Annotated in this window: 9 protein-coding genes; 2 read left to right on the top strand and 7 right to left on the bottom strand. The window is 34.0% G+C overall.

The window, feature by feature from the left end; genetic code table 11:
• Nucleotides 1–37: 37 nt before the first annotated feature.
• From GN105_RS00210 to GN105_RS00190, 5 genes are all read right to left on the bottom strand, one after another.
• A complete protein-coding gene (locus GN105_RS00210) occupies nt 38–2,080 on the bottom strand; it encodes a transporter-like protein (protein WP_155283454.1) in 2,043 nt (680 codons plus the stop codon).
• 243 nt (nt 2,081–2,323) lie between these two features.
• Entirely contained in the window at nt 2,324–3,511 is a 1,188-nt protein-coding gene (locus GN105_RS00205) for a PNGase F N-terminal domain-containing protein (RefSeq protein WP_155283453.1), read from the bottom strand.
• A 233-nt stretch (nt 3,512–3,744) separates the two neighbouring features.
• Nucleotides 3,745–4,239, bottom strand: a complete 495-nt coding sequence (locus GN105_RS00200) for a DUF4112 domain-containing protein (protein ID WP_155283452.1) — start codon at nt 4,237–4,239, stop codon at nt 3,745–3,747.
• A 13-nt stretch (nt 4,240–4,252) separates the two neighbouring features.
• Complete coding sequence (gene lon, locus GN105_RS00195; RefSeq protein ID WP_155283581.1) at nt 4,253–6,700, bottom strand: endopeptidase La; 2,448 nt, start codon at nt 6,698–6,700, stop codon at nt 4,253–4,255.
• 201 nt (nt 6,701–6,901) lie between these two features.
• Nucleotides 6,902–7,699, bottom strand: coding sequence for a Mur ligase domain-containing protein (locus tag GN105_RS00190; protein WP_155283451.1), 798 nt, complete (start codon nt 7,697–7,699; stop codon nt 6,902–6,904).
• A 190-nt stretch (nt 7,700–7,889) separates the two neighbouring features.
• Here GN105_RS00190 and lysA point away from each other — a divergent pair, with 190 nt between their 5' ends.
• Nucleotides 7,890–9,098 (top strand): diaminopimelate decarboxylase, encoded by a 1,209-nt coding sequence (gene lysA / locus GN105_RS00185; protein WP_155283450.1) that lies wholly within the window; start codon nt 7,890–7,892, stop codon nt 9,096–9,098.
• A 142-nt stretch (nt 9,099–9,240) separates the two neighbouring features.
• Here lysA and GN105_RS00180 read toward each other — a convergent pair whose 3' ends face one another.
• Entirely contained in the window at nt 9,241–10,371 is a 1,131-nt protein-coding gene (locus tag GN105_RS00180; RefSeq protein WP_155283449.1) for a pentapeptide repeat-containing protein, read from the bottom strand.
• A 243-nt stretch (nt 10,372–10,614) separates the two neighbouring features.
• Nucleotides 10,615–11,109: a hypothetical protein gene (locus tag GN105_RS00175; protein WP_155283448.1), complete on the bottom strand. Its 495-nt coding sequence runs from the start codon at nt 11,107–11,109 to the stop codon at nt 10,615–10,617.
• Nucleotides 11,110–11,765: 656 nt separating this feature from the next.
• Between GN105_RS00175 and GN105_RS00170 the strand changes: the two genes are divergently transcribed.
• A complete protein-coding gene (locus GN105_RS00170) occupies nt 11,766–12,917 on the top strand; it encodes a cysteine desulfurase family protein (protein WP_155283447.1) in 1,152 nt (383 codons plus the stop codon).
• Nucleotides 12,918–12,988 lie beyond the last annotated feature (71 nt).

Here is a 12,988-nt window from a genome sequence, read left to right as displayed (position 1 = left end):
TATGCTTTAATTTATTTAGATAAAAATTTTTGATTTTCTATTTTTGGTTCTCTGTTTCTCCATTTCCTATCGGAATAAAGAAAGCCATCGGATTTTGTTTGAAACGCACCCAAACGGATTTTGCCAAGTTTTTTAACTCAAAAAAAGGAACTTCACGCGAGCGTAAGGCAATGAATAGGGATAGCGAAAAACTTACGATGAAATTTCCGAATCCTATGATGAAGATGCCTAAAATTGTCCAAATGAGAATATTCAAAGTAACATTGAAGCCTACTCCAAATAGTCCTAAAGCCAAACTTCCACTTGCAAAAGTAATGTGACGAATATCCAAATCTAAGCCTAAAAACGTGCCAATGACTCCTGTACACCCCATAAAGAATCCGAACCAAATATTGGAGATGATACCAGGCCATTTTTTCTGCATCCAGCCCGAAATTCTAACCATACGCTCTTTCCCTAAAACACTTTTCAAAACAGGGTGTTCTGAAAGTCGATAGTAAAAATTGTTAAAGTTATTAACACTTGCCACATTCCCTGCGATAATTCCCGAAAGGAACAAAAATATTCCTGCAATACACGAATGAAGGAAAACGGGTGTTTGCCGTATGTCTAACTCTGCCAGTAATTTATGGCTTTTTGATTCTGCTAAATTGTACCCGCCTGTCAGATAAAAAAGTCCCCAAATAAGCAGTAAGCTCACGGGAAAAGCTGCCAAAACATTTCCGGCAAAGGCAATGAATTGAGAGCGGAAAAGTCTTGTGAACAACTCCGAAAATTCAGAATATTGTTTTTCTTTTTTCTTTTTGTCGTTGGTATTCAAGTTTTCCAATGTTTTGGCAATTGTTGAAGCCGTCATAGCAGGCTGTTTGGTCGCTAAGGTAGCTCCAGCCAAGTAAATAACAACAAAACCGATAGCATAGTTCAAGCTGTAATTCAACGCATAAATGAATTCGCTTGTATCTAATTTTGAAAGGAACAGTTTTGCCAGACACATAAAACCAACAATCACACCTCCCCAGAAAGCCGTTTTAAACATACTGAAATATTCCCTGCTTCCGGAAGTAATGTAATGTTCGCCCGTTTTTCCGGTGTAGTTTGTTATTTCGTAAGTGATGTTATAAACGCTGTCATCTATCAGTTTGCGAATGTTATTTTTCTTGGCATTTGTTTTTACCAAACTTAAATAAAACTGAATCGTTTTTGTTTTTTTTTCTTCTTCATTGCTGATAAACAAGAAATTGTAAAGTTTTCGGATTCGTCGTATTTGTTGACGAATAAGCAAAAGTGTTTGATTTACACTGAAAGAAATTCCATATTTTGAAGTGTTGTTAACAGCTTGTTCCACAAAGTTTTCACATTGTTCTGACAATATGTTTAGTTGTTTGTAGTCCAGTTTGTGTTCTTCCATATCCAAATACGCTTTGTTTGCCATTTCCATATTTCGGTGTATGGCGTTGAGTTCATCATCAATAGCAATGAAAGGACTTTCAAGTGATGAATATTCCGGAACCATACGCATTACATCGGTTTGAAGAGCAAATCCACCCATTCGTTGCGAAAGAATCATCATTGATAGTAGAATTTCTTTGGAAGTGGCTTTATCCTTTGAATCCTCATAAAAAGTTGGTAATGAAAGTATATCAAAAAGAGTGTGCCAATTTTCCATCGGGACGGATTGTAACCAAACGGAATCGGAAGATTTATAAAATATCTGATTTAGAACATATTGTATGCTGTCGTGCGAAGGCTGATCGGGAATAAGCTGATGTGAAAGCCTTCGGCGAAGTTCCTTGAAAAACGAAACACTACTGAGTAAGCCTGCATCGGTTAAAAGATTGATTTTCTTTTTATTTGAGAAAGTGGCGTATAATTTTTGCTTCAAAAAATCTCCTTTGTTTTTATCGTTGCGTATTTCGGAAAGTAATTCTTCAATTCTGACAACAGGAGTTTTCTTGGTGTATTTTGCACGATGATAGTAAACCAAGTCAAATATGAAATCAATATCCTCATATTCAGTTGTGGACATATATTTTTCAAAAATTTCACTTATTGATTTGTAATTTCGTTTTATCGTTAGCATATTCGGAATTCGTTTTTGCCGGCAAATATAACAAAAAGTACAAAGTAATGGTGCGGATACAAGTAGAAAAAATTGATAATCTTTTAATTAAGCACGATGGAAACAAACTTAGTGCCGTGAGAGAATGATGGGTTTGTTGTTTTTGAATGAAAATCAATATTTTGGCAAAAAACATAAAAAATACGAAAGACTGTGATGAAATTTTCTAAAAAATAACTTTACCACAGCCTTTCGGATAAAAAATTATTTGTCGGAAACTAAATAGCTCGAAACCAACCAATGATTTTGCTGGTCGCCTGTATTAGATGTCGCTGGAATTACAATTTCTAAAGTATGATTACCTTTTTTCAGGTTGCCAATTTTTGCAGTTTTGGGCATAACTGAAGAACCTGGACACCAATTGGAGCGGGATAAATCAGAGGAAGCCAAACGCTCTTCAACAACTTTCTTTACACGTTCCCGATTTTCATTGTAAGCCATTGCCGTATCTTGTTTTGTCCAAACTCCAGAAGACGGATTAAAACGACGGAAAGAAGCACAATCATCACGCCAAGGAATAAAATCAATCACCTTTTTTGAGTCAAAATAAACAGAATTGTTGATTTTTATGAATTCATCACCCCCTGAATGTCCTCCGTGTCCTGTAGTTATGTAGTAAAGTTCGGCATTTTTGACGTCTTTTGCTAAATTTACAGTATGTTTTAGACTTGTTTTTGCAAAAAGATCAGGAATTTTCTGTCCGTTTACGTAATAAATTGTATTAATCAAAGGAGTTACCACTTTTTTTGGACGAGGTCTGCCTGAATATGTTAAAGATACATCAGCAAGATACCCTTTATCTGTCCAAGTGTCAATCCAAATTCCGATATAGAAAGTTCCTGTGAGCAGTGATTCCAATTGAGAAACATCTTGCGTCCAAACCACTTTGTCCTCCCATTTCGGAACAGAAACAGGGCGGTAGTAACGCATATTCGGATATTTTGATTCGTCACTGTAATGTCCCACGCCAAAAGGTGTCATAAAGCGAAGAACTTCAATAGGCAAATCATATGTTGAAGTTGATTTAATTCCTTGATAGTCATTGTTATGTCCGCTTTCCGAAGGAAGTTTTTTAGTTCCTTGTGCTACATTAATGACATTTATCAAATTTTCATTTTTGAAAACGAAACACGAACCTGATTTATCCCAAGTGTCTCCGTTAGAGCGAATTGTAACAGAAACCGAAACGTCTGTACCTTTACGATATTGCGGAACAGTTACTTTCTTAACAAGTAATCGTCCTTGTTGCAGGCGGATAATTCCTGAGGAAGTTTCTCCTTTGTCAGCAAAGTTAATAAGTGCATTTTCAAAAACTTTAACAGTTGTCGCCTCTTGAGCGTAAGAAGAAAAGGCAAAACACAAAGTTAATAAGCTAAAAATAAATCTTTTCATATAAAAATATAATTAATTAATCACAAATGAGCGTCAAAATTACGAAAAAATGAATTCTTATCGAAAAAATTACTTTTTTATTTTTTAAATGAATGTTTGTATGTTATAAAAAAACTGGCAATTTCAAAGCATTACTCTTAATTCAGTAGTGAAAATTTTTTGGAAAGAGATTGTATTTTGCTCGTTGAAAAAGCATAAAAAAGCCGAATATTTTTAAATATTCGGCTTTTTTATTAATTTAAAATCCATTTGTATAGTCCTGAAAAAGTGGTTATTATAAGCCATATCAGCAAACAGATTAATATTAGTACAGCAACAACTCCGATGGTTGTCCATAACGCTCGTTTATTGACCTGTTGAATGATTTTTTTATCATCGTTTACAAAGCCAACAATCAGTTCAAAATTATTTTTATAAGAACGATGCACAAAATCAAGCACTGTCCCTGCATACGGAATCAATCCTACAAGTATGTCTATCAGTGAATTAAGCAAGATAGCCATAGTTAGTCGGTAGGATTTTATCTTGACAACTGCCACATACAGAAACGAATAGCTAAAAAACTGAGTTACAATATCTCCAACAATGGGAATTAAACCAATAATTCCGTCGAGATAATAATCATCCATCCATTTTTTTGTATTTTTGATAATTTGATAATGGACGCTTTTTTCTATTTCCAGTTTTTTTAATTCTTTTCGTGTTTTATGCTTTTCTTCTAAATTCAAATTATTATTTCTGTTATTTATCGAAATTCTTTTTGTTTTTTACGTCCTTGTCGGTAAGTGCAATTTTTATTACTTCATCCATTTCGGTAACATAGTGGAATGTAAGCCCTTTCAGATATTCTTCCTTGATTTCCAAAATATCTTTTTCATTTTCTTTACAGAGGATAATTTCCTTTATTCCGGCTCGTTTTCCTGCCAAAATTTTCTCTTTAATTCCCCCAACAGGAAGAACTTTACCCCGAAGAGTAATTTCTCCGGTCATTGCCAAATGTTTTTTGACACGTTTTTGAGTGAACAGAGACATTAGTGAGGTAAGCATTGTAATTCCCGCACTTGGTCCATCTTTTGGAGTAGCTCCTTCAGGAACGTGAATGTGAATGTTGTAATTCTCAAATAGTTTAGAATCAAGATTGTAAAAATCTGAATTTGCTTTAATATACTCCAAGGCAATGGTTGCAGATTCTTTCATTACTTGTCCTAAATTCCCTGTTATATTAAGCGTTCCTTTTCCTTTTGATAAAGTGGATTCAATGAAAAGAATATCTCCACCAACGCTCGTCCAAGCCAATCCTGTAACTACGCCGGCAACACCATTATCTTCATATTTATCCCGTTCCATTCGGGCGGGACCCAAAATTTTGGTTATATCATCAGGAGAAATTTTCACGTTATAATCCTCTTCCAAAGCGATGGATTTAGCTCTATTTCTAACTACTTTTGCTATTTGTTTTTCAAGTCCTCGAACTCCTGATTCACGTGTGTAACCTTCTACGATACGCTCTATTTCTTTTTTACCTAATTGAATATCAGATGATTTTAATCCGTGTTCTTCAATTTGTTTTGGAAGCAAGTGTCTTTTGGTTATTTCAATTTTTTCCTCGATTGTATATCCCGTTACATTGATGATTTCCATACGGTCACGAAGTGCCGGTTGGATGCTCCCTAAATCATTGGCTGTTGCAACAAACATCACTTTTGATAGGTCATAGCCCATTTCAAGGAAATTGTCGTAAAATTCCTTATTCTGTTCAGGGTCAAGAACTTCTAACATAGCTGAAGAAGGATCGCCCGAATGATGATTCCCTAATTTATCTATTTCATCTAACACAAAAACAGGATTTGACGTTTTTGCTTTTTTGAGAAGTTGCAAGATACGCCCCGGCATCGCCCCGATGTAAGTTTTTCTATGTCCGCGTATTTCTGCCTCGTCACGTAAACCACCGAGCGACATACGCACGTATTCTCGGTTTAATGCTTTGGCGATAGACTTTCCTAATGAAGTTTTCCCAACACCCGGCGGTCCGTAAAAACATAAAATAGGCGATTTCATATCGTTACGTAGCTTCAAAACGGCTAAATATTCTATGATTCGGCGTTTGACTTCTTCCAATCCGTAATGGTCTTGGTCAAGAATTCGTTGGGCTCGTTTCAGGTCGAAATTATCTTTTGAGAATTCATTCCAAGGAAGTTCCAAAATGACTTCCAGATAATTACGCTGAATTCCATAATCGGGACTTTGCGGATTTGTTCTTTGTAATTTACTTAATTCTTTTTCAAAATGTTCCCCGATTTTGGCATCCCATTTTTTTATTTTTGCTTTTGCTCTAAGTTCATCTATTTCAGCTTCGTACGAAACTCCTCCCAACTCTTCTTGAATTGTTCGCATTTGCTGTTGCAAGAAATAATCACGTTGTTGCTTATCCAAATCAAAACGTACTTTTGATTGAATATCATTGCGAAGCGTTAATCGTTGAAGTTCTACATTCAGATATTTTAGAACTGCTAAAGCTCTGTCTTTTAGATTGTTTATTTGTAATATTTCTTGTTTTTCTTCAACAGAAGCATTCATATTTGACGAAACAAAGTTTATCAAAAACGAATTACTTTCGATATTTTTGATGGCAAAAGTAGCTTCTGACGGCAAATTAGGATTTTCACGGATGATTTGAATAGCCAAATCTTTTATGGAATCAATAATTGCGTTAAATTCCTTATCTTCCTGCAAAGGTTTTGCTTCAGTTACTTCTTTGATCGTAGCTGTTATGTAAGGTTTTTCTTCTAAAATGGTATCTATTTCGAAGCGTTTTTTTCCTTGTATGATGATAGTTACGTTTCCGTCAGGCATTTTCAGAACTCGTAAAATACGAGCCACCGTACCCAAGTGGTAAATATCGTTACCTTTCGGAAATTCTATATTTTCGTTGATTTGGGCAACTACCCCGATAGTTTTTGAACCTTCGTTGGCTTCATTAATTAGCCGAACGGAAGCATCTCGCCCTGCGGTGATTGGAATTACAACTCCGGGAAATAAAACCATATTTCGCAAAGGCAAAATAGGCAAGGATTGAGGCAAAGATTCATTTTGTATTTCTTCCTCATCTTCGGGCGTCATTAGTGGGATGAATTCTGCATCACTATCTAAGGATTCTGGCGAAAAACTGTCAAAATTTCCTATAATCATTTCTATACTATTTATACGTGCCATTATGTCAGAAGTAATTAAAAATTTCTGACAAATGAAAATTATTTTATATTAATACATATCTGTATATCAGTATATTATTTATTTTTATACACTGATATGCACATATCTCTTGCAATTGTTATGCCAATGATGAAAACAAAAAATGTAACTTTTTTAGTTTGGTTGGGGAAAAAGAAATCAGTTGAAGGAAACCATAGCTTCATAGAAATCAACTTCGTCTATGCCCATATTTTGGCAGACCCATTTTGCTCCTTCTACGTTTATAACTTCTTGTGATTGAATATTTTTTAATAGAAGTTGACCCTCATCGGTTAGTAAGAATATTGATTTCCCGTCTGTTTCATAACAAGGAGTTTTGTATTCCAGCTTACGAATCGGGTTTTCGCAAGTTTCAACTATGTTTTTCAGTAAAGAATCTTCCTCATTGTAGATTAAAATTCCGCCTTTGGTGAGGCTGTCAATGAAACTGCTGTATTTTTCAGAATTTTCTTCTGAAGAAATTCCTGTAATCAGAGCTACCGTAGGCTGATAGGAAAGAAATTTTGCCTGAAAATTATTATTTGATATGGAATTTTCATCGCCTTCAATCAATACGAATTCAGTATTGTCAATAACTTGAAATTGTTTTCCATTTATCGGATTTTCAATGAAATAACTAACAGGAATATCGTGAAAATTCATCGTATGTAGCACCATTGCAAGAACGTTTTCCTTTCCTTTGCTTCCTGTTATTACTACGCGGGTTTTATTTTTGAAATATTCGTGAATAAATTCAGGATAGAAGATGGTTTTTAATCCTAAATTGCTGGCTTTTAGTACATCTGGGTGAGTTTCTGAAATTTCTGTGCTTACAACTACAAGGTCAATTTCAGTTGTTATTTCTTCATTTTTTGATGTAACTATCTCTGTTTTTGAAAGTTCAGACATTAAGTTCTGTAATACAATATCTTCACTGAATATAAAATGTACTCGCATTTCCAATGGTTATAAAGAATAAAAAAATATCCGCAAAAGTAATCTTTTATAATCTATTTTACAAAACAGAAAGTTGTTATAAAATAAACATTTTGTTTAAAAAATATGTTATTTCTAATTTTCTATTTGTTTTTCAAAAAGATAGCCTACTTTTGTGTTTCAATATTCTTCAAATAAAAAGGAAAAAGATATGAAAGCGAAAGATTTACTTGCAATAGCCGATGAATTTGGTTGCCCTGTGTATGTTTATGATGCAAATAAAATTGTATCGCAATATGAGCGATTGTCTTCGGCTTTTAAAAATGTACCGAAATTACAAATAAACTATGCTGTAAAGGCATTATCTAACATTTCTGTTCTGAAATTGTTAAAAAACTTGGGCAGTGGGCTGGATACAGTGTCCATTCAGGAGGTAAAATTAGGATTATTGGCGGGTTTTGCTCCCGAACAGATTATTTTTACGCCTAATGGAGTGTCATTGGAGGAAATTGAGGAGGCTTCGGCATTGGGAGTTCAGGTAAACATAGATAATCTTTCCTTTTTGGAACAATTTGGAAGCAAATACCCACATATTCCTATCTGCGTGCGAATTAATCCGCACGTAATGGCAGGCGGAAATGCCAATATTTCGGTCGGACATATTGATAGCAAATTCGGAATTAGCATACACCAAATTCCGCATATTTTGCGAATCGTTGAAAATACCAAAATGAAAATAAACGGAATCCATATCCACACGGGAAGCGATATTTTGGATATTGACGTATTCCTTTATGCTGCCGAAATTCTGTTTGAAACTGCAATGCACTTCAAGGATTTGGATTTTATTGACTTCGGGAGCGGATTTAAAGTACCTTATAAAGAGGGAGATATACAAACGAACATCGAAGAATTTGGCGAAAGGCTCTCTGCACGATTTTTGAAGTTCTGCAAAGAATATGGCAAGGACTTAACTTTGGCTTTTGAACCTGGAAAATTCTTGGTAAGCGAGGCAGGATTTTTCTTAGCGAAAGTAAATGTTGTAAAACAAACCACATCAACCGTTTTTGCGGGAGTGGATACAGGCTTCAACCATTTAATACGCCCGATGCTTTACGGAGCAACTCACCAAATTGAAAATATTTCAAACCCTGAGGGAAGAAAACGTTTTTATTCGGTGGTGGGATACATCTGTGAGACAGATACTTTTGCTTCAAACCGACAAATTGCCGAAATTTCAGAAGGAGATATTCTCTGCTTTAAAAATGCGGGGGCTTATTGCCACACTATGGCAAGCAATTACAATTCAAGATTGCGTCCGGCAGAAGTACTTTGGTACAATGACAAAGCACATCTTATCCGAAAAGCAGAAACTTTTGATGATTTGGTAAAAAATCAAATCTTGTTAGATGTTTTATAAACCTCATACCCGAAAGAAATTACCTTTTTGCCAAATATAATCGGTTAAAATTGAAAATAAGCTAATCACAAACTACATCAAACAAAAAATCTCTGTAATTAATACAGAGATTTTTTTATTAATACTACCTAAAAGCTATTTTTTAGGAAGATTTACCATATTTGCGGAAGGCTTGAATAGTTTGATAATAACCATACCCTATAAAAATACGACCTATAAATAAAGAGAGATAGGCAAAACCATTTAATTCTACACCAAAAGGTTCTATATCTTTCCAACGAGTTACATTTATTACCTCTAAAAAATGTTTTAGGAAGTTATCCCAAGCATCAAGATTACAAATATCCCATTCAAGAGAATTGTGGAGAGAAATTAAAATAAAAATATAGAATATAAATGCTACTATAACCGTAAAAAGCAACCCTCTTGACCAACTTGTACCGTAATTATTAGATTTTTTGTTAAGGAGCAACATAATTCTATCTTTATGCCAAAAAGATTTTTCTTTTAATTCTTTCTCATAAACTGCCATCTCTCTTTTATAAAATTCAAGTCCCTCTATACGATTATCTTCTTTATAAAAAGAATTTTTAATGATACGATAGGTCTCTCGTATTTTAGCATATACTGATGGTTCTACTTTTTCATTACTAAAATCATTAATATAATTAGTATATTGACTAATGTTTTCATCTCCTTCTATCTTAATATTCCAAAAATGGAGATTGCAATGAAAATTACTACGTGATATATCTAAACTTTTTTCAAATTTTGCACTTTCAAAACTGATAAATGTATCTTTCGCGACCTTATTATACTTAAATTGTGTTTCTCCTTTAAAAGATACATTTGAAAAAATAGCTCTGTCCATAAAATCAACTTGAAGAAATTGAACATCATTATGAAAAGTTGATTTATAAAAATCTACCAAATTTTCAAATCTTGTATTTTCAAATGATACATTTTCAAACTCACAATTATGAAATGTGATTTTAGCCTTAAATACAGCATTTTTTAGATTTAATTTTTTAAATTTCGTACCAGAAAAATCAATTTCTCCTTCACAAATGCAATCAGAAAAATCTAATTCTTCTTCAACAATAAATCCAGATAAATCAACAATTGTATTGGGAGTATATGGAATAGAATATTTACCTTTAATATATAAAGTTTTTTCACGATATGTATCTTTAAAGATATTTAATTCTCTTATATCTTTTATTTTTCTTGTAGCATTTGCTATTTTACTAGATTCTGTATATACTTCTAACATATTAATTATTATTTGTATTTCTCAAAAATTATCTTTTATCTACTTAAAACTATCTTTTAGTTACTTTTAATCCCCTAAAACCTACTTTTAATCTAAAAAAAGGTACTTTTAATTAGCTTTTTCATAATTAAAAGTACCTTTAACCTCCTAAAAACTACCTGATAGCGAGTTATAAACTGCTTTAACCTTATTAAAACTATCCTTTAGCTCATTATAACTCCCTTTAGGCTGGTTTTTACTCCTTTATTGCGGGGCAGATTCATCTTTATCTTTCTTTCTCATTGATGGTCGCCCGGCGAATCGTGTTTTTAGGTCATCATAAATGGTTTGAGCGTTAGGAGCATTGATCTGTGCCATTGCTTTTACGCCTTTGTAAAATGTAATTCCGTTGTAATGAAGATCACTACCCAACAAAAGCGTAGTATCATCTACTCTGTTGGTTATGGCTTGCAATCGGCGAAGTAGCGGAAGCAAGGCTTGTCGTGCTTTGTAATCACGATTGAATTCCTCAACGTTAATATGTTGCAGTACCAAATCAGGATATTGCCCCATAAAAATTTTTACCCGCGAAATCCAATCTTCTGTTTTGTTCCCCACGCGAGCGTGTTCCATACGCTCTTCAGGTGTGAGACTGATAAACTTATCTTTTACAATCTCTTCCAATTGTGAAAGCAGATTATCCATCTTGTCAAGCTCTTCTTGACTAAATTCAATGCTAATATAGTTATCTTTTGCCATATCGTTATAAATTTAAAAATTAAACACTATTTATTAAGGATAGTTTTATATGCCCCGAAGATACAAAAAATAGTTTTAAATTAAAAATAATTAAGAAAATAATTTTCAGAATTAAGTATTTTTTTTAAAATAATCGCCCTGCAGATAGAAAAAAGTAGCTGTTAAATGAATTTTATTAGGATAAATATGTAACCAACTTAAAATAGTTTGTTATTATGATTCCTCCTTTAAAAGGGGGTAGGGGGATGTTTTTTTTAATATAACATCCTCCGTCCTTCGGACACCTCCTTCAAAGGAGGATTTTAAAACTCGATAATTCAAAGTAAATGGAATATAATTGAAGTTATTTCGATTGTCTTTTTTGTCAAGCTGAATATATAACCAACTTGAAATAGTTTGTTATTATGATTCCCCCTTTTGAAGGGGGTAGGGGGATGTTTCTTTTAATATAACATCCTCCGTCCTTCGGACACCTCCTTCAAAGGAGGATTTTAAAACTCGACAATTCAAAGTAAATTGAATATAATTGAAGCCTAAATTTATAATGATAATATAGACTTCGACTACGATCAGTCTGACAAAAAGACTGGTTTTTAGTACTTTCCTATTTTTTAATAAATCAAATTACTATCTTTGCAGTAAAATAAAGCTCTTAAATGAACCTCAAGGATAGAATATATTTCGATAATGCTTCAACAACTCAGCCATTTGCTGAGGTTTTGGAAGTTTTAAGCCAAACACTTTCAGATATTTACGGAAATCCGTCATCAACACATAGTTTTGGGCGTTCTGCAAAGTCATTGATTGAAAGTGCGAGAAAGAATATTGCCAAAGAATTGCAAGTTCAAGCATCGGAAATTATATTTACATCAGGCGGAACGGAGGCTAATAATCTCATTTTGCGAGGTTGCGTTCGTGATTTGGGAGTACAAACCATTATTACATCGCCCATTGAGCATCACGCGGTGCTGCATACCACAGAATTATTAAAAACAGAATACCATATTGATATTCATTATGTTCGTTTAACGGAAGAAGGTGATGTTGATTTAAAACATTTGGAAGAGCTTTTGCAAAAAACAAGCCGACAGAAGGTTTTAGTCAGCTTAATGCACGTTAATAATGAAATAGGGAATATTCTTCCGCTGAAAAAGGTTTCTGAACTTTGCAAATTGTACGGAGCTTATTTTCATTCGGATATGGTACAGTCTGTCGGGCATTTTCGATTGAATTTAAACGAACTTTCGGTAGATTTTATGGCGGCTTCGGCTCATAAATTTCACGGAATTAAAGGCGTTGGGTTTGCTTATATCCAAAAGGGAATTGACCTAAATGGATTCATATTCGGAGGAGAGCAGGAGCGGGGAATGCGAGGAGGTACGGAACCTTTACATAACATCGTAGCAATGGAAAAGGCTTTTGTTCAGTCGTATAAAAACTTGGAAGAAAATACGTTATATCTATCCGAATTGAAGCAATATTTTATTAAAAGGATAAAAGAAGTATTTCCCGACGCATTGTTTAACGGAAAATCTGCTGATTTAAGACAAAGCACGCATACAATTATAAACGTGGGATTTCCTTCTTTAAAACAGAAGAATGATACATTGTTGTTTTACCTTGATTTAAAGGGCATAGCCTGTTCCAAAGGGAGTGCCTGTCAAAGCGGAAGTACGCAAAATTCGCACGTTCTGACGGCTTTTCTCCCTGAAGACCGACTAAAGATACCTTCACTTAGATTTTCATTCTCTCAATTCAATACAAAACAAGAAATAGATACCCTTGTAGATGTATTAAGCACGTTATAGCTAACTTAAAATAATTTGTTGCTACAATTCCCCCTTTTGAAGGGGGTAGGGGGATGTTACGTTTAACATAA

It is taken from the genome of Capnocytophaga felis (assembly GCF_009684755.1).
Taxonomy (GTDB): domain Bacteria; phylum Bacteroidota; class Bacteroidia; order Flavobacteriales; family Flavobacteriaceae; genus Capnocytophaga; species Capnocytophaga felis.
Note: the sequence above shows the minus strand (reverse complement) of the source record. Positions and strands in the feature narration are given on the sequence as shown.